Below are 17,358 nucleotides of genomic sequence, written 5' to 3' on the forward strand. Positions count from 1 at the left end.
GACGTGCGCGGGCGGACGCCGCGGGTCACTTGTACTTGGGAAGAAGTTCGGGCTCTGCGCTCGAGGACGGCATCACGCGATACGTCTTGAGAACCTGGGTCATGGCCTTCTGGAACGCGGGCGCGGTGGCCGCAGACGAGGTTACCTTAGTCGGCTCGTCGAGGGTGACCATCACCACGTACGCGGGGTCGTCTGCGGGCGCGAAGCCGACCATCGACGTGTAGTACACGCCGGACTTGTAGCCCCTGGTGACGGGATCGTACTTCTGCGCCGTCCCCGTCTTGGTCGCGATGCGGTAGCCGGGCACGGCGATCGACTCGGCCAGACCGCCCTGCACGGCGACGTTCTCGATCATCAGCGACGTCGTCTTCGCCGTGGTCTCGCTGATGATGCGCTCGGGGCCGGGGAGCTCAGGCTTCACGAGGGTTCCGTCGGCCTGTGTGCACCCCTCGACCATCGTGAGCGGCATCCGCACCCCGCCGTTCGCGATGGTCTGGTACGCGCTCGCGACCTGCGGCACGGTCACCGTGAACGCCTGGCCGAAGGTGGTCGTGTACAGCGTCTGGTTGTCCCACTCGGAGACGGGGTGCAGCTCTCCTGCTTCCTCCCCCAGGAAGCCGATGTCGGTCGTCCTGCCGACACCGAACCGTTCGAGCCAGTCGTGCCGCACCTCGGGCGACACCATGCTGCCGAACTTCGACAGGGCGACGTTGGAGGAGTCGATGAGCGCCCCGGTGAGCGTGTAGGTCAGCGCGGGGTGAGAAAAGTGATCGTTGATGCGGGCGCCGTTGGGGAACGACTCCGAACTCGAGGCCGTGACCGTCGTCAGCGGCGTGGCCGCACCCTCTTCGAGCAGCGTCGCCGCGGTGATCGCCTTGAATGTGGACCCGGGTTCGAAGTACGTCGTGAAGATGCGACTGCCACGGTCATCGGGGACGGAGGCGTCGACGTTGTTGGGGTCGACCGAGGGGTACTCGGCCGCGGCGCGCACCTTGCCCGTGGCGACCTCGACGACGAACGCCGTGCCGAACTGCGCGGCCTGGTTCTGCACCTCCTCCGCGATCATCTGCTGCAGGTACCACTGCAGGTCGCGGTTGATCGTGAGCTGCAGCGTGCCGCCGTCTGTAGCCGGCTCGGTCTTCAGCGTTCCCGGGATGACGACCCCGTCCTTGCCCACCGAGTAGGACTCGTGCCCGTCCTCGGTCGTGAGGCAGCCGTCCTGGGTCAGCTCGAGGCCGGCGAGGGCGTCGCCGTCCGTGCCGACGAAGCCCACCAGGTTGCCCCCGACGGCGCCGTCGGGGTACGTGCGGGCAGGGTGCGGCGCGAAGGAGAGGAAAGGCACCTCGAGGTCGGCCAGTGCGCGGAACTGCTCGGTGCTGAGCCCGCGGATCAGGAGCGCCCACTGAGAGTTGGGGTTGTCGGCCCGCGCGTCGGCGACGATCTTCCGCACGTCTTCGGCGGTCTGCCCGGTGATCGCGGCGATCTCGGCGGACGTCTGCTCCCAGGGAACCTCGACCTCTGTGCCGTCCGCCGCCTTGCGCTCGACCGGCCCCACGTTCGAGGGGTCGAGCTGACCGTCGTAGAGCAGGATGCTGCCGGCCAGAACGTCTCCGGTCTCGTCGACGATCGGGCCTCGCGTGCCGTACAGCGTGCGCGATGCGCCGAGACTCATGCGCACGGAGTCGGCGACATGGTCGTCGGCGTTCACCACCTGGATGTCGACCAGGCGCACCACGAAGGCGATCAGGATCGCGAGCACGACTCCGAGGGCTACGACCGTGCGGCGGCGAGGGCTTCTCGTGGCTCTGGTGCTCATGACCTCACCGGGTGCTCGGGGTCGGCAGACCCTCGGTCAATGGTTGGGGAAGGGTCCCGTCCGGCAGCAGCTCCGTCTCGACGGGCGCGCCCTGGATCGTGGCGTCGGGCGCCGTGATGAGCGGCGTGTCGGCGACGAGTGCGTTCGCGACCTCGCTGCGGCCGACGGCATCCACGGTCGAGGTGGGGGCGGCCACCTCGCTCGTCCCGATGATCGCGCCGTCACTGAGCCGGAGGTAGGTGGGCGCGGCGTTGATGACCATGCCGAGCGCCGCGGCGTTCGCCGCCAGATACTGCGGCGAGCTGAGGCCGGCGACATCGTCGTAGAGCGCCTGCTTCTGATAGGTCAGATCGCGCACCTGGGTGTTCAGCTGGGCGATCTCGTACGAGGCCTGCGTCGTACCGATCGACAGCGCCATCTGCGCGGCTCCGATGGCGATCGCTCCCGCGACGGCGACGATCGCGTATGCCAGACGAGGGCGCTTGCGCCGTGGTGCGAGCGCGTCGACGGCGCGCAGCCGTCGCGCCGGTGCGGGACGTGGCGAGACGGAGGGGAGGCGTTCCGGGCTCGAGGTGGATGCGGTGGCGGCACTCATGCGGCATCCCTCACTCTCTCGGCGGCCCGCAGTCGCACGGGAGTGGCGCGCGGATTGCGCGCGCGCTCCTCTTCGTCGGCGAGCTCGGCGCCCTTGACCAGCAGCCGGAAGCGTGGGGCGTGCTCCGGCAGCTCGATGGGAAGCCCGGACGGAGCGGTGGACGCCGTGGCCGCCGACAGCGCCCGCTTCACGATGCGATCCTCGAGGGACTGATACGAGAGCACGACGATGCGTCCCCCGACCGGCAGCACCGCGAGCGCCGCGGGGATCGCGCGTTCCACCGCCGCGAGCTCGGCGTTCACCTCGATGCGCAGCGCCTGGAACACCCGCTTCGCCGGATGACCGGCGCGCTGGGCGGCGGCCGGGGTCGCTGCGACGAGGATTTCGACGAGCCGGCCGGAGCGCTCGATCGGCGCCTCCCGCCGTGCGGCGATGATGAATCGGGCGTAGCGCGCAGACAGCTTCTCCTCGCCGTACCGCTCGAAGATCGCGCGCAGCTGCCCCTCGCTGTAGGTGGCGAGGACGTCGGCCGCCGTGGGTCCGGTCGTCTGGTCCATCCGCATGTCCAGCGGGGCGTCTTGCGAGTACGCGAACCCGCGGTCGGCGACATCCAGCTGCAGCGAAGAGACGCCGAGGTCGAACAGCACGGCATCCGCCTTCTCGAACCCGGCGGAGTCCACCGCCTCGACGATCCCGTCGTAGACGGTGTGCACGAGGGTGACGCGGTCGCCGAAGGGTGCGAGCCGCTCGCCCGCGATGCGGAGGGCGTCGCGGTCGCGGTCGAGCCCGATGAGGTGGATGCCGGGGAAGCGCTCGAGGAAGGCCTCGGAGTGACCGCCCATGCCGAGCGTGGCGTCGACGAGCACGGCGCCGTCGTGCGAGAGGGCCGGCGCGAGCAGTTCGATGCAGCGCTCGAGGAGGACCGGTGTGTGGATGTCGCGGAGGTTCATGATGTCGGGGTCCGATCCCCCGATCCTGATCCCCCTCCGCTCTCAGACCTGGCGCCGGGGAAGTGGCGTCAGGGCGGAGCGGCTGGAGATCACGAACGGGGGCCTAGAAGAGACCCGGAATCACCTCCTGCTCCATCTCGCTGTACGTGGACTCGTTGCCCGCCAGGTAGTCGTTCCAGGCGTCGGCGTTCCAGATCTCGGCGTGCGCCCCGACGCCGGTGACGACGAGGTCCTTCTCCAGACCGGCATACGCGCGAAGGGGCGCCGGGATCGTGATGCGGTTCTGGCTGTCGGGCATCTCGGCGCTCGCTCCGGACAGGAACATGCGCAGGAAGTCGCGCGCCTGCTTGTTGCTGAGCGGTGCCTGCCGGATGCGCTCGTGCACCGCCTCGAACTCCGTCGAACTGAAGACGTAAAGACAGCGCTCCTGCCCACGGGTGACGACGATGCCGCCGGCGAGATCTTCCCGGAACTTCGCGGGGAGGATGACGCGACCTTTGTCGTCGAGCTTGGGGGTGTGAGTTCCCAGCAGCATCGGCCATCACCCCCCTCTTTCCGGCCCACCCTCGAGGTTTGCTCCACTTTACTCCACTTCACTCCACTCGTCTATGGTAACGGCGGCGCGCGGGCGCAGACAGGCTCCGCGAACCGCAGGATCACGGCGCCGATCGGGGTGGAGGAAATCCGCGCGCGCACAAAAAAACGCACCGACCCGGAGGTCGGTGCGTTCGGAAGCCTGGGTTTAGCGGTCGCCGCCCTGGCGACGATCCCAGCGGTCGTTCATCCGGTCCATGAAGGAGGTGGACGTTCGGCTCGGCGTCGAGGCGCGTGCCCCGGTCGATCGCGCGCTGTCGGTCGCCGCGCCGCGCATGGGGGTCACTGCGAGGATGACTCCGCCGAGCATCAGCACGAAGCCGACGACGCCGACCCAGATGAGCTGCGTGGACACGCCGACGACGAGAGCGCCGAGGCCCGCGAGCACGAGGATCGTGCCGTAGACGATGTTGCGATAGCTGAGCGAGCGCGCACCGGTCGGAGCGCTGACGACATCCGCGTCGTTGCGCAGCAGGTGCCGCTCCATCTCGTCGAGCAGACGCTGCTCCTGTTCGGAGAGTGGCATTCGTCCCCCTTGATTTCCACCTAGGCGTCAAGTCTACGCGCCGCCAGGATTACTAGGCTAGGCCCGTGTCAGCCTCTCCGCACCCGATCGAAGCGGTTTCTCAGCGTCTGGAAAGGTTCGTGCAGGAAATGCGGGTCGAATCGGCCGAGATGGGGCCGGAGGCGGCTGCTCTGGTCGATGCGGGAGCGGCAGCTCTGACCGGTGGCAAGCGGCTCCGGGCGCGGTTCTGCTTCGCCGGGTGGCGCGCCGTCTCGTCGGCGCGGGGAGCGGATCCGGCCCCGAGTGACGCGGTCGTCTCTGCCGGGGCCGCACTCGAGATCTTCCATGCCGCCGCGCTCGTGCACGACGACGTGATCGACAACTCCGACACCCGCCGCGGCGGACCCGCCGCGCACCGCGCGCTCGAGGCGCTGCACCGCGACGCGGGATGGGCGGGGAACGCCGGATCCTTCGGTCGCTCCGCCGCCATCCTCCTCGGCGACCTTCTCGTCGCATGGAGCGATGACCTCTTCGAGCAGGGCCTGGAGAGCATGGATGCCGCGACCGCTGCGGCGGCGCGGCGCCAGTACGCGCTGATGCGGCGCGACGTCACCATCGGCCAGTTCCTCGACATCGCCGAGGAGTCCGCGTTCGTGACAGAGCCGGATGACCGGCACGCCGAGCGCGCGCTGCGGGTGGCATCCCTCAAGTCGGCCCGCTACAGCGTCCAGCAGCCGCTGCTGATCGGCGCATCGCTGGCCGCAGCAGATCCCGCACAGCTCGAAGCGCTGCGCGCCTTCGGCCACCCCGTCGGCCTCGCCTTCCAGCTGAGGGACGACGTGCTCGGCGTGTTCGGCGACGAGAGCGTCACCGGGAAGCCATCAGGCGACGACCTGCGGGAGGGGAAGCGCACCGTGCTCGTCGCGCTCACGCGCGAGGGACTTCCGACATCCGCCCGCCGAGTCGTCGACGAGCTCATCGGCGATCCCACGCTGGACAGCGAACAGATCGCGTCGCTTCAGCGCACGATCATCGACACCGGCGCACTGGATCGCGTCGAGGAGCTCATCTCCTCTTACGCGCACGAGGCCGATCGCGCGCTGTCGGGCGCTCGGCTGGACAACGCCGCCGTCGGCGAGCTGCGTGACCTGGCGCGGGCGGCGACGGCTCGCACGTCCTAGCCGCGCCGGGAAGGGTCAGGCGAGCGACTGGGCGACGCGGCGGACTTCGCTCTTGCGCCCCGCGAGGAGCGCTTCGATGGGAGCGAGACCGATGGAGTCGTCCGGGCTGAGCAGCCAGTCGATGATCTCGTCGTCGGTGAAGCCGGCATCGTGCAACACGAAGATCGTGCCGCGCAGCGAGGAGAGGGGCTCGCCGTCGACGAGGAACACCGAGGGCACCTTGAAGGTTCCGTCGCGGCGGGAGCCGACGAGCATGTTCTCGTCGAAGAGGCGGCGGACGCGCCCCGGTGACTCGCCGGTGACGGCGACGAGATCGGGCAGGGTCAGCCAGTCGGTCGGATAGGTCGGCGTGGAATCTCCGGGCACGCATCCAGTGTGCCACCACGCCGCGTCTGCGCGCACGGACGTTTCCGTCGGGTTGCGTCGGCGGCGGTTCGCGTGCGTCAGGGGCCTGCTTAACTTCTGTCACACCAGTAACTCTGCATACCAAACGTTGACACCGCATAACATCCGTGACACGGTTCGAAGGTCGAAACGGGGGGAAACCTTGAGACGCAACACACAAACGCGGCCCCGCGGGGGTCCCTACGCACGGATGGCGGTGCCCGCCGCGATCGTCGGCTCCATCGCGCTCTCACTGGGGGCCACACCCGCGGCCGGGGTGGAACGCGAGGTGCGCGCCCCAGGGGTGCCCGGCGCCCTGCCGAAGGCCTTCGCGATGCGGCCGGGGGCCGTCCCGCAGCTTCGTCCCCACGCGGTCGAGGCCCCCGGTTCCCATGTCGTCGTGTCAGGAGACAGCGTCTTCGCGATCGCCCAGCGCTTCGGGCTGCGAACAGCCGACGTGCTCGCGTGGAACGGGCTCTCCTCGTCGAGCGTCATCCACCCCGGACAGGTACTCGTCCTCTCGGGCACCACGGTCGCCGCCCCGGCTGCACCGACACCTCCCGCAACGATGGTCGCTCCCCCGCCGACGGCTCCCGTTGCTCCGGCCGGAAGCCATACTGTGGCGGCGGGTGACACGATCAGCGGGATCGCCAAGAAGTACGGCACCACTGTGCCCGCGGTGCTCGCGGCCAACGGGCTGGACGCCTCGTCCATCATCTATCCGGGTCAGACCATCGCGATCTCGGGTGCGCCGGCATCCGCGCCGCCCGAGCCCGCGGCCCCGCCGGCCGCCCCCGCCGCCCCGCCGGCCGCCGCGTCCACGCACACCGTCGGTGCAGGCGACACCATCAGCGGTATCGCGAACAAGTACGGCACGACGACCCAGGCGGTGCTCGATGCGAACGGACTCACCCGCTCATCGATCATCTACCCGGGCGAGGTCCTCACGCTTCCGGGGGCGATGACGCTCGCCGTCGCCACCGCCCCGGCCCCGGCTCCGGCCCCTGCCCCGGCGGGACCGCCGCCTCAGCAATCCGCCGTGCTCGACGCCGAACAGGTCGCCAACGCGCACCTCATCATCGGCATCGGCCGCCAGCTCGGGGTGTCCCAGCGAGGCATCGCGATCGCGCTCGCAACGGCGATGGTCGAATCGTCGATGCGCAACCTCGACTGGGGCGACCGCGATTCGCTGGGACTCTTCCAGCAGCGCCCAAGCGCCGGCTGGGGCACAGAGGCCCAGGTGTCGGATGCCACGCGCGCCACGCAGGCGTTCTACGGAGGCAGCGGAGACCCCAACGGCCACCTCACGCGCGGGCTGCTCGACATCCCGGGCTGGGAGAGCATGCCCTTCACTGAGGCGGCTCAGGCGGTTCAGATCTCGGCGTACCCCGACCGGTACGGCGGCTGGGAAGCGGCGGCCCACCAGTGGCTCGCCGCGCTGGGCTGAACGCCCGGCGGCCCCCGTGCGGGGTGAGCCGCTGCGGGGTCGGAGGCCCGGGCCTCCGTAGACTTTCCCCGTGAGCACGAGCCAGCAAGCCGACCCGCTGATCGGGCGGCTTGTCGACGGCAGGTACCGCGTGCGCGCCCGCATCGCCCGTGGCGGCATGGCCACCGTATACGTCGCCACCGACCTTCGGCTCGAGCGACGGATCGCCCTGAAGGTCATGCACGGGCACCTCAGCGACGATGCCGTCTTCCAGAGCCGGTTCATCCAGGAGGCACGGGCGGCCGCGCGCCTGGCCGACCCGAACGTCGTCAATGTCTTCGATCAGGGGCAGGACGGCGACATGGCCTATCTGGTCATGGAGTACCTGCCGGGGATCACCCTGCGCGAACTGATGCGCGAGCAGCGCCGACTCACGATCACCCAGACGATCACGATCATGGATGCCGTGCTCTCGGGCCTCGCCGCGGCGCACCGCGCGGGCATCGTGCACCGCGATGTGAAGCCCGAGAACGTGCTGCTGGCCGAGGACGGCCGCATCAAGATCGGCGATTTCGGGCTCGCCAGGGCGACGACCGCGAACACCGCGACCGGCCAGCAGCTGCTCGGGACGATCGCCTACCTCGCGCCCGAGCTGGTCACCCGCGGTATGGCGGATGCCCGCAGCGACATCTACGCCCTCGGCATCATGCTCTACGAGATGCTCGTCGGCGAGCAGCCCTACAAGGGCGAGCAGCCGATGCAGATCGCCTACCAGCACGCGACGGATTCCGTGCCGCGACCGAGCGTCAGGAACCCCTCCGTGCCCGAGCCGCTGGACGAGCTCGTCCTCTGGGCGACCGAGAAGTCCCCCGATGAACGGCCCAACGACGCCCAGCAGATGCTCGACCGGCTGCGGGAAATCGAGCGCGAGCTCGGGGTGACCCCGATCGTGTCGCGCACGGCCGTCACCACCGGCATCCCGACCCTCGACGACGGTGCCACCGGCGACGTCACGAAGGTGCTGCCCGCCAGCGTCACGGGGCCCGCGGCGACCGTGGGCGATGCCGACAACGCCACGCTCCTGCGCCGGCGCACGAAGAAGCGCAGCAGGCGAGGCGGCTGGATCGTCGCCATCGTGCTGCTGCTCGCGGCGCTCGCCGGGGGCATCGGCTGGTGGCTCGGATCCGGCCCCGGCTCGCTCGCGGTGGTTCCGGATGTCACGGGCCAGGCGTTCGCGGACGCGCAGGCTCGCCTCGCCGAAGACTCCCTCGTGGCGGTCGAAGGGTCCGCCTACAGCCTCGATGTCCAACCGGGCCTCGCGGTCACGACGGACCCGGAGCCGGGCGCCCGCGTCGACAAAGGCGCGAGTGTGACGGTGCTGATCTCCCAGGGTCCGCAGCCCCAGACGGTGCCCGCACTCGGGGGCGCCACGGCAGAGGACGCCCGCGCCGCGCTTCAGGGCATCAACCTGACCCTCGCCGAACCCGAAGTGGAGCTCTTCACGGATGCCGCGTCCGGCACCGTCATCGCGATCTCGGTCGCACCGCGAGCCGGTGGCGACCCCGTCGACTGCACGCAGGGCTGCGACGCGTTCGAGGGCGACACCGCGAGCTTGTCGGTCTCGGCGGGGCCGCTCCCCGACGTCTACGGGGAGAGCGTCGAGGCGGCGACCGGGATCCTCGCCGAGAAGGAGCTCTCCGTCGCCGGAACGCGAGAGGAGTTCCGCGACGACCTCGACGCCGGCCTGGTGGTCTACATCGTCGAGCGCGACGGTGGCGGAAGCTTCAGTCCGGGCGACAGCGTCACCCTCGCCGTATCGAAGGGCCCCGAACCGGTCGCGGTCCCAGACGTGGTCGGCATGACGCGCGACGAGGCCAAGGCCGCCCTCACGGCTGAGGGGTTCGCGTTCGAATACAACACTCTGTGGGACGTGATCCTCGACGCCGCCACGGAGGTCGAGGCCCAGGACCCGGAAGCCGGTGACCTCGTCCGGCGCGGCAGCACGATATCCCTGCGCATCAGGGGCTCGTTCTGATCAGCTGCACGAGCTAGAGCTTCTCGAGCTCCTCGGCAACGAGGAACGCCAGCTCGAGGCTCTGCATATGGTTCAGGCGCGGGTCGCACAGGGACTCGTACCGCGTCGCGAGCGTCTTCTCGTCGATCATCTCGGAGCCGCCGAGGCACTCGGTGACGTCGTCCCCCGTGAGTTCGACGTGGATGCCGCCGGGGAAGGTGCCGACGGCGCGATGCGCCTCGAAGAAGCCCCGCACCTCGTCGACGACATCGTCGAAGCGCCGCGTCTTGTAGCCGGTGGGGGTCGTGATGCCGTTTCCGTGCATCGGGTCGGTCACCCACAGCGGGGTGGCGCCCGAGTCGCGCACCGCTTCGAGCAGCGGCGGGAGCGCATCGCGGATCTTGCCCGCGCCCATGCGCGTGATGAAGGTCAGCCGGCCGGGCTCGCGGTCGGGATCGAGCTTGTCGATCAGCTCGAGGGCGGTCGACGGCGAGGTCGAGGGGCCGAGCTTCACGCCGATCGGGTTGCGGATCTTCGAGAAGTAGTCGACGTGCGCGCCATCCAGGTCCCGCGTGCGCTCCCCGATCCAGACGAAGTGCGCCGAGGTGTTGTACGGCGTGCCGGTGCGCGAGTCGATGCGCGTCATCGGACGCTCGTAGTCCATCAACAGGCCTTCGTGGCCCGTGTAGAACTCGACCCCGCGCAGCTCGTCGAAGTTGGCGCCGGCGGCCTCCATGAACTTGATCGCGCGGTCGATCTCGCCGGCGAGTCGCTCGTACGCCTGGTTCGCGGGGTTCTCCGCGAAGCCCTTGTTCCAGCTGTGCACCTCGCGCAGGTCGGCGAAGCCACCCTGGGTGAACGCGCGGATGAGGTTGATCGTCGACGCGGCCGTGTGGTAGCCCTTGAGCAGGCGAGCCGGATCCGGACGGCGGGACGCCTCCGTGAAGTCGAACCCGTTGACGATGTCGCCGCGGTAGGCCGGAAGGGTGACGTCTCCCCGCGTCTCGGTGTCGGACGAGCGGGGCTTGGCGAACTGCCCGGCCATGCGCCCCATCTTCACCACCGGCATGGAGGCGCCGTAGGTCAGCACGACCGCCATCTGCAGGACCGTCTTGATTCGGTTGCGGATCTGCTCGGCCGTCGCGCCGGCGAACGTCTCGGCGCAGTCGCCGCCCTGCAGCAGGAAGGCGCGGCCGGAGGCCGCACGGGCCAGACGGTCACGCAGGATGTCGACCTCGCCGGCGAACACGAGGGGCGGAAGGGTCGCGATCTCGGCAGACACCGCGGCGACGGCGTCCACATCCGACCACTGCGGCTGCTGTTTGATGGGCAGCGAGCGCCACGCGTCGAGTTCGTGGGGGCCGGCGTCCATCTGCTGAAGCATCCGATCAGCTTATCGCGGCCTCATCCACGCCCAGGCCGCGTGACGGCGCCGCTGCCGGGTGCGGGCGACGGCGCGTGCGGTCTCACGCGGGCGGCGCCGCCGCGTCCTGTGCCCGTGGAATGGCCGTGACCTTCGCGCGGGGAGCCACCGCGTCCTGCGGCCGGGCGGTTGCGACGCGGTTCTTGACGGCCGACGCGTAGACATCCTCGTACTTCTGCTCGCCGAGCTGCTGCAGCGCGACCATGATCTCGTCGGTCACCGAGCGCAGTATGTAGCGGTCGCCTTCCATGCCTTCGAAGCGGGAGAAGTCGAGGGGTTCGCCGATGACGATCCCAACGCGCCCGACACGCGGCAGGCGCCGGCCGATCGGCATCACGGCGTCCGTGTCGACCATCACGACCGGCACGACGGGCACGTGCGCCTCGAGCGCCATGCGGGCGATGCCGGTGCGGCCGCGGTACAGCGTGCCGTCGGGGCTGCGCGTGCCCTCGGGATAGATGCCGAGCAGGTCCCCGCGGCCGAGCACCCGCAGTCCGGTGTTCAGCGATGCCTCGGATGCCTTGCCGCCCGAGCGGTCGATCGGCAGCTGTCCGCTGGCCTTCATGAAGATGCGGGTCGCCCAGCCCTTCAGGCCCTTGCCGGTGAAGTAATCGCTCTTGGCGAGGAAGGACATCCGGCGGTCGATCATCAGGGGCAGGAAGACCGAGTCGATGAAGGACAGGTGATTGCTGGCCAGGATCGCGGCGCCTTCGGCGGGGATGTGACGCGGCCCGACGATCCACGGGCGGAAGATCGCCTTGACGATCGGCCCGATCACGATGTACTTCATGACCCAGTAGAACACCGCTACGCCGCCGTCCTGGCGAGGTCGGCGACGCCGATCACACCGGCGTCGTTCACGAGCTGGGCGATCTTGAACTCCGCGTGCGGGCGCTGGTCGTAGGCGGGCACGGATGCCGTGTAGGCGGCCCGCATCGGGGCCAGGAGAGCCTCGCCGAGCTGGGCCACTCCCCCGCCGATCACGAACAGCTCGGGGTCGATGGTCGCCTGGAACCCGCCGCACGTCTCCCCGAGCGCGGTGGCCACGGTCGCCAGCGCCTCCAGCGCCCCGGGATCGCCGGCCGTCACGAGGCGCGAGATCGTTGCGCCCGAGATGGACCCGTGCTCCGCCCGCGCGGCGGCCAGCGCTGCGCCGGTGCCACCGGCATCCGCCACCGCGTTCGCCGCCCGCTGCAGGGCGCGACCGGAGGCGTACATCTCGATGCATCCGCTCTGCCCGCAGCCGCACGCGAGCCCTCCCCGCTCGAATCGCACGTGGCCGAGTTCAGCCGCCGCGCCGTAGCCGCCGCGGTAGAGCTCCCCGTTGGCGATGATCGCCCCGCCGACGCCGGTGCCCATCGTGAGCATCACCATGTCGTGCACGCCGCGGCCGGCACCGAACCGGTACTCCGCCCATCCGGCCGCATTGGCGTCGTTCTCGATCGCGACGTCGATCCCGACCCGCGCCTCGAGGCGCTCCTTCAGCGGCTCGTTCCGCCACGCGATATTGGGCGCGTGATAGACGAGCGATCGGTCGCGGTCGATGAACCCGGCGGCGGCGACGCCGACGTGCGCCACATCGTGTGCGGCGCGGAGTCGTTCGATCATGCCGACAACGGCATCTTCGAGTGATCGCGGCTCCAGGGGAGTGTCCACGCGCTCCATGGCGACGACGGACCCCTGCTCATCCACCACTCCCCCAGCGATCTTCGTTCCGCCGATGTCGATTCCGACCGTGAGCACCGATATCCCTCCCGCACGGCGCGCTGGCGCGCGCGGCGCCTTGCAGTCTAGCGTCGCCCGTAATTCCACACCCCCGGGTGGCGAGGGGGCCGTTGCCATAGACTCCAAGGGGAGATTCACCCGTTCACTTCCGGTACCAAAGGAGCTGCCGTGGTTCAGTTCGAAGTTCCCGCCGTCGTCCCCGCAGACGCACAGGCGAATGTCACCGACCTCCTGGTCGACCGTGTGAAGAAGACGCCCGACATGGCCCTCTTCGCCGTCCCCGAGGGCGCGGGCTGGCGCGACATCACGGCCAAGGAGTTCCACCGCCAGGTGGTCGGCCTCGCCAAGGGCTTCATCGCCGCAGGCATCCAGCCGGGCGACAAGGTCGGCTTCGTCGCCCGCACGACGTACGAGTGGACCCTGGTCGATTTCGGCCTCTTCTTCGCCGGTGCCGTGATGGTCCCGATCTACGAGACCAGCTCTCCCGCGCAGATTCAGTGGAACATGTCCGACTCGGGCGCCATCGCCATCATCCTGGAGTCGGCCGACCACTTCGCCCGCTTCGACGAGGTTCGAGGCGACCTCCCGCTCGTCCGCGACGTGTGGCAGCTGCATCTGGGGGCGATCGAATCGCTCACCGAGCTCGGCAAGGATGTCGCCGACGACGAGGTTGAGCGCCGCCGCAACATCGCCGACGGCGCCGACATCGCGACGCTCATCTACACCTCGGGCTCGACCGGCCGCCCCAAGGGGTGCGTGCTGACGCACAGCAACTTCGTCGAGCTCTGCCGCAACTCCGCCGTCGCGCTCAACGAAGTGCTCACCGTCCCCGGCTCCTCGACGCTGCTGTTCATCACGACGGCGCACATCTTCGCCCGGTTCATCTCGATCCTCGACATCCACGCCGGCGTCAAGACCGGGCACCAGCCAGACACCAAGCAGCTGCTGCCGGCCCTCGGCTCCTTCAAGCCGACGTTCCTGCTGGCGGTGCCTCGTGTCTTCGAGAAGGTCTACAACTCGTCGGAGCAGAAGGCGGAGGCCGGCGGCAAGGGCAAGATCTTCCGCTCCGCCGCGCACGTCGCCGTCGAGCACTCGCGCCTGCTGCAGGACGGGAAGAAGATCCCCCTGCTGATGAAGCTGCAGTTCACGCTGTTCGACCGGCTGGTGTACAGCAAGCTGCGCGCCGCGATGGGCGGCCGGGTGCAGTACGCCGTCTCCGGATCCGCTCCCCTCGGGCCGCGTCTCGGGCACTTCTTCCACAGCCTGGGCATCACGATCCTCGAGGGCTACGGCCTCACTGAGACGACCGCCCCCGCAACCGTGAACCTCGCAACGAAGTCCAAGATCGGCACCGTCGGACCTGCCCTCCCCGGCGTCGGCGTGCGAATCGCGGATGACGGCGAGATCGAGGTGCGCGGGATCAACGTCTTCAAGGAGTACTGGCGCAATCCCGAGGCCACCGCGGCGACGTTCGACGGCGACTGGTTTAAGACGGGAGACATCGGCGTCTTCGACGAAGAGGGGTTCCTCACGGTCACAGGTCGCAAGAAGGAGATCATCGTCACGGCGGCGGGCAAGAACGTCGCACCGGCCGCGCTCGAGGATCCGATCCGCGCCAACCCGATCGTGAGTCAGGTGGTCGTGGTGGGCGACCAGAAGCCGTTCATCTCGGCGCTGATCACCCTCGACTCCGAGATGCTGCCGACGTGGCTCGCCAACAACGAGCTGCCCGCCGACATGTCCCTGGAGGACGCCGCGAAGAACGACAAGGTGCGCGCGGAGGTGCAGAAGGCGATCGACATCGCGAACAAGCACGTGTCGCGGGCGGAGTCGATCCGCAAGTTCAAGATCCTCTCCACCGAGTGGACGGAGGCCAGCGGCCACCTGACGCCGAAGATGTCGATCAAGCGCAACGTCATCATGGAGGACTTCGCGTCCGAGGTCGACGCCCTGTACAACGAGCCGGTCACGACGACGAACGTGCCGCTGGGCTGAACCGGCCCTCACCGATTCGGCGGATCTGATGCGGCCCGGTGTGATCGGGCGGTAGGCTCGAGGAAAGGCCCCGAGGCGCGATGCGCTCGGGGCCTTTCTCGTGGGTCGGCGCTCCATGAAGTCGGCGACCGACTGCGCCGCGCTCAGACCTGGCGTTCACCTCATCCCTGGTAGCCCGGCGCGCATGTTCTCTGATCGGCTGTTCAAGTCTGCGCGAACCCAGACGCAGACTTGAGTACCCCATCGGCCCTCAGGGGACGCCGCCGTGGTGCTCCCCCGGGATCCGGGCCGGCGTGCCTGCACAACGGCTGATGCTTTGGACGACACGCCGAGTCCGGCGCATCCGCTCGGCGTGTCGGAGCCCGAGATCCGCCGTTGTGCTCGGCATCGGAGCGAGCTGCGGACGCAGGCTTTTCGGCCCGCCGTGAGACCTGCTCAAGTCTGCGCGAATCCAGATGCAGACTTGAGCAGCCGAATCGCCGACAGCGGAGCCTCCGCGACACGCCGGGCGGGAAGCGCCGACGGCGCGCCCAGGCGAGCCACGCGACACACGCCCGGTCCGACCGACCGTAGGGGCGCCAACCCCCGAACAGCAAACGCGCCTCAGAACCAGGCGCTCTCCCGCACCTCGCGCATCGCGACGCGGCGCGTTTCCGGCGCAAGGCGCTCGAGGTAGAGCGTGCCGTCGAGGTGGTCCGTCTCGTGCTGCAGCGCCTGAGCCATGAGGCCCTCGCCCTCGAGCACGATCGGCTCTCCGTCGAGATCGATTCCTTCGACGCGCGCATACGGGTGTCGCAGGGCATCGTGCCAGAGGCCGGGGACCGAGAGGCATCCCTCCCCGACGGGCTCCGGCTCGCCACGAAGCTCGACGATCCGGGGATTGAGGACGTACCCGATGTCGCCGTCGATGTTGTAGCTGAAGGCGCGCAGCGCCACGCCGATCTGCGGTGCCGCGACACCGGCACGGCCAGGAGGTTCTACCGTGTCCACGAGGTCGCGCACCAGCGCCCGGATGCCGTCGTCGATGCGCTCGATCGGCGCGCTGGGCGCGCGCAGCACGGGATCGCCGAAGAGGCGGATGGATCTGACCGCCATGGATCAGGCGGCTGCGGCGGGCTGGCCGCGGAGTCCCTCGACGACCTTGGCCGCGAGGGAGCGTGCGGCGAGGCGCGTCGCCGGCTGCAGGTCGCGGAACGAGATCGCACTTCCGGCGGCGATGAGCGGGTCGTACGGGATGCGCACGACATCCCGCACGCGGCTCTCGAAGTGCCGCTGCACCTCGTCGAGTCGCACGACCGGTGCGCCGGGCGATGCCTGGTTGAGCACCACGACGGCGTTGCGCACCTGCTCGATGTACCCGTTGGCCTCGAGCCACGTCAGCGTCTCGGACGCCAGGCGCGCTTCGTCGATGCTGAGCCCGGCGACAATCACGAGCTGATCGGCGAGGTCGAGCGTCGCACCCATCACGGAGTGCACGATGCCCGTGCCGGTATCGGTCAGCACGATCGAGTAGTAGTGCGCGGCGACCTGCGCGACCTCACGGTAGTCCACGTCGCTGAAGGCCTCGGAGACGTGCGGGTCGGTGTCGGACGCAAGGATGTCGAGGCGCGTCTCGTCGCGGGCAACGATGTTGGAGATGTCGTTGTAGCCGAAGATCTGCGAGCGGGCGCGCACGAGATCGCGCACGGTCTTGCCGCTCGGCCGCGCGATGCGGTCGGCGAGGGTGCCACGGTCGGGGTTTGCGTCGACGGCGATGATGCGGTCATCCCGGGCATCGGCGAGGGCCATGCCCAGCAGGGTCGTGACCGTGGTCTTGCCGACGCCGCCCTTGCGCGAGAGCACAGGGACGAAGCGAGCACCCCCCACGAGCGGCTCCGCGATCCGTGTCGTCAGAATCTTGCGGTCCCGGGCCCGCTTGCTGTCGCCGAGATTGATCCGGCGGCCTGACAGGGCGTACAGCAAGTGACGCCAGACGCCCTCGGGCTCGGGCTGCACCAGCTCCTTGTGCTCGAGAAGGCGGTCGGCGGTGAGCAGATCCGGCGTCTCGCGGCCGGCCGCGTTCAGGTCGCCCAGTCGCTTGGACGCGAGCGTGATGTCATGGCGAAGCAGGGGCCGCACGACCTCCTGGCGCGACTGCTCTCGAACGGCGGGCGCGGGTGCGGGCGTCGACCCCACGGGCTGCGCGGCAACGGGCGCCTGGGCGATGGGGACCGGTGCGTCCTTCTCTTCGTCCACTGTCTCCTCGATCTCGGACTCGATGGGCTGGGGTTCGACGGTAACCGACCCGGCGGCCTGCCAGCCAGACCCCTCGAACTGCGGACTGGGCGGTGCTGCGATCTCGGCGGCCGAGTCGGGCAGCGGTGCGTCGCTCGGGAGCTCGATCACGATGTCGGCGGTGTGGATGTCCTCGTGCGGCTCTCGAGCGATCTCGAGGTGTTCGCTCGCGACCTCGCCGCCGTCCGCCTCGCCACCCTCGACATCGCCGTGGAACACCTCGGCGCCGTCCTCCAGGGAGCTGACGGACTCTCCGACGACGTAACCGTCGTCGACGGTCTCGTCGTCGGCGTACTCGTCGTCATCATGCTGCACGGGAAGCGATACGTCGACGTGCGACGTCGACGCGCCGAGGATGTCGATCCCCGTCGTGTCGAGGCCGCCGGTGTCGCCGAGGACACCGTTGACTTCATCGTCCATCGGCTCAGGATTGTTGCGATCGGGCATCACGAGGTCCCTCCCCAGGACTCCGGCGA

The 17,358-nt window shown here is 69.4% G+C and carries 15 protein-coding genes; 4 read left to right on the plus strand and 11 right to left on the minus strand.

What is annotated here, in order from left to right:
• Positions 1 to 25: 25 nt before the first annotated feature.
• The 5 genes from ACPW96_RS04585 to ACPW96_RS04605 all read right to left on the minus strand — a co-directional run bounded on the left by ACPW96_RS04585 (position 26) and on the right by ACPW96_RS04605 (position 4,481).
• A complete protein-coding gene (locus ACPW96_RS04585) occupies positions 26 to 1,816 on the minus strand; it encodes a peptidoglycan D,D-transpeptidase FtsI family protein (protein WP_425882184.1) in 1,791 nt (596 codons plus the stop codon).
• A 4-nt stretch (positions 1,817 to 1,820) separates the two neighbouring features.
• Positions 1,821 to 2,411 carry a hypothetical protein gene (locus ACPW96_RS04590; RefSeq protein ID WP_425882185.1) on the minus strand — a complete coding sequence of 197 codons (591 nt, stop codon included), beginning with the start codon at positions 2,409 to 2,411 and terminating at the stop codon, positions 1,821 to 1,823.
• The gene (gene rsmH / locus ACPW96_RS04595) at positions 2,408 to 3,361 is read right to left on the minus strand and encodes a 16S rRNA (cytosine(1402)-N(4))-methyltransferase RsmH (protein WP_425882186.1); all 954 of its coding nucleotides are present in this window, start codon (positions 3,359 to 3,361) and stop codon (positions 2,408 to 2,410) included. The genes ACPW96_RS04590 and rsmH overlap by 4 nt, the downstream gene beginning before the upstream one ends.
• A gap of 103 nt (positions 3,362 to 3,464) precedes the next feature.
• On the minus strand, positions 3,465 to 3,896 hold the full coding sequence (gene mraZ, locus ACPW96_RS04600; protein WP_425817896.1) for a division/cell wall cluster transcriptional repressor MraZ: 432 nt from the start codon (positions 3,894 to 3,896) through the stop codon (positions 3,465 to 3,467).
• A gap of 207 nt (positions 3,897 to 4,103) precedes the next feature.
• Positions 4,104 to 4,481 (minus strand): DUF3040 domain-containing protein, encoded by a 378-nt coding sequence (locus ACPW96_RS04605; protein ID WP_425817894.1) that lies wholly within the window; start codon positions 4,479 to 4,481, stop codon positions 4,104 to 4,106.
• 65 nt (positions 4,482 to 4,546) lie between these two features.
• On the opposite strand from ACPW96_RS04605, the gene ACPW96_RS04610 reads away from it, so the two are divergent.
• The gene (locus tag ACPW96_RS04610) at positions 4,547 to 5,641 is read left to right on the plus strand and encodes a polyprenyl synthetase family protein (protein WP_425882187.1); all 1,095 of its coding nucleotides are present in this window, start codon (positions 4,547 to 4,549) and stop codon (positions 5,639 to 5,641) included.
• Between the two features lie 15 nt (positions 5,642 to 5,656).
• On the opposite strand, the gene ACPW96_RS04615 is transcribed toward ACPW96_RS04610, so the two are convergent.
• The gene (locus tag ACPW96_RS04615; RefSeq protein WP_425817890.1) at positions 5,657 to 6,007 is read right to left on the minus strand and encodes an Rv2175c family DNA-binding protein; all 351 of its coding nucleotides are present in this window, start codon (positions 6,005 to 6,007) and stop codon (positions 5,657 to 5,659) included.
• A 235-nt stretch (positions 6,008 to 6,242) separates the two neighbouring features.
• On the opposite strand from ACPW96_RS04615, the gene ACPW96_RS04620 reads away from it, so the two are divergent.
• Together ACPW96_RS04620 and pknB are read left to right on the plus strand one after the other, a co-directional pair.
• The gene (locus ACPW96_RS04620) at positions 6,243 to 7,472 is read left to right on the plus strand and encodes a LysM peptidoglycan-binding domain-containing protein (protein ID WP_425882188.1); all 1,230 of its coding nucleotides are present in this window, start codon (positions 6,243 to 6,245) and stop codon (positions 7,470 to 7,472) included.
• Between the two features lie 70 nt (positions 7,473 to 7,542).
• The gene (gene pknB, locus ACPW96_RS04625; protein ID WP_425817886.1) at positions 7,543 to 9,486 is read left to right on the plus strand and encodes a Stk1 family PASTA domain-containing Ser/Thr kinase; all 1,944 of its coding nucleotides are present in this window, start codon (positions 7,543 to 7,545) and stop codon (positions 9,484 to 9,486) included.
• 13 nt (positions 9,487 to 9,499) lie between these two features.
• Here pknB and ACPW96_RS04630 read toward each other — a convergent pair whose 3' ends face one another.
• The 3 genes from ACPW96_RS04630 to ACPW96_RS04640 all read right to left on the minus strand — a co-directional run bounded on the left by ACPW96_RS04630 (position 9,500) and on the right by ACPW96_RS04640 (position 12,631).
• Entirely contained in the window at positions 9,500 to 10,849 is a 1,350-nt protein-coding gene (locus tag ACPW96_RS04630; protein ID WP_425817884.1) for a class II 3-deoxy-7-phosphoheptulonate synthase, read from the minus strand.
• Between the two features lie 82 nt (positions 10,850 to 10,931).
• The gene (locus ACPW96_RS04635; protein ID WP_425882189.1) at positions 10,932 to 11,678 is read right to left on the minus strand and encodes a lysophospholipid acyltransferase family protein; all 747 of its coding nucleotides are present in this window, start codon (positions 11,676 to 11,678) and stop codon (positions 10,932 to 10,934) included.
• Positions 11,679 to 11,695: 17 nt separating this feature from the next.
• Complete coding sequence (locus tag ACPW96_RS04640; RefSeq protein ID WP_425817880.1) at positions 11,696 to 12,631, minus strand: ROK family glucokinase; 936 nt, start codon at positions 12,629 to 12,631, stop codon at positions 11,696 to 11,698.
• A 150-nt stretch (positions 12,632 to 12,781) separates the two neighbouring features.
• Between ACPW96_RS04640 and ACPW96_RS04645 the strand changes: the two genes are divergently transcribed.
• Complete coding sequence (locus tag ACPW96_RS04645) at positions 12,782 to 14,608, plus strand: AMP-dependent synthetase/ligase (RefSeq protein WP_425882190.1); 1,827 nt, start codon at positions 12,782 to 12,784, stop codon at positions 14,606 to 14,608.
• Positions 14,609 to 15,211: 603 nt separating this feature from the next.
• Here the strand turns inward: ACPW96_RS04645 and def are convergent.
• Positions 15,212 to 15,703: a peptide deformylase gene (gene def, locus ACPW96_RS04650; RefSeq protein ID WP_425817876.1), complete on the minus strand. Its 492-nt coding sequence runs from the start codon at positions 15,701 to 15,703 to the stop codon at positions 15,212 to 15,214.
• A 3-nt stretch (positions 15,704 to 15,706) separates the two neighbouring features.
• Entirely contained in the window at positions 15,707 to 17,302 is a 1,596-nt protein-coding gene (locus ACPW96_RS04655; RefSeq protein ID WP_425882191.1) for an AAA family ATPase, read from the minus strand.
• Positions 17,303 to 17,358: the final 56 nt, after the last annotated feature.

It is taken from the genome of Micromonospora sp. DT81.3 (genome assembly GCF_049847225.1).
GTDB lineage: Bacteria > Actinomycetota > Actinomycetes > Actinomycetales > Microbacteriaceae > Microbacterium.

Bases quoted from the DNA above. Each gene is read 5' to 3' on its own strand.
- def (WP_425817876.1), bottom strand. From the start codon at position 15,703: ATGGCGGTCAGATCCATCCGCCTCTTCGGCGATCCCGTGCTGCGCGCG.
- ACPW96_RS04590 (WP_425882185.1), bottom strand. From the start codon at position 2,411: ATGAGTGCCGCCACCGCATCCACCTCGAGCCCGGAACGCCTCCCCTCC.
- ACPW96_RS04635 (WP_425882189.1), bottom strand. From the start codon at position 11,678: ATGAAGTACATCGTGATCGGGCCGATCGTCAAGGCGATCTTCCGCCCG.
- mraZ (WP_425817896.1), bottom strand. From the start codon at position 3,896: ATGCTGCTGGGAACTCACACCCCCAAGCTCGACGACAAAGGTCGCGTC.
- rsmH (WP_425882186.1), bottom strand. From the start codon at position 3,361: ATGAACCTCCGCGACATCCACACACCGGTCCTCCTCGAGCGCTGCATC.
- ACPW96_RS04585 (WP_425882184.1), bottom strand. From the start codon at position 1,816: ATGAGCACCAGAGCCACGAGAAGCCCTCGCCGCCGCACGGTCGTAGCC.
- ACPW96_RS04630 (WP_425817884.1), bottom strand. From the start codon at position 10,849: ATGCTTCAGCAGATGGACGCCGGCCCCCACGAACTCGACGCGTGGCGC.
- ACPW96_RS04655 (WP_425882191.1), bottom strand. From the start codon at position 17,302: ATGGACGATGAAGTCAACGGTGTCCTCGGCGACACCGGCGGCCTCGAC.
- ACPW96_RS04605 (WP_425817894.1), bottom strand. From the start codon at position 4,481: ATGCCACTCTCCGAACAGGAGCAGCGTCTGCTCGACGAGATGGAGCGG.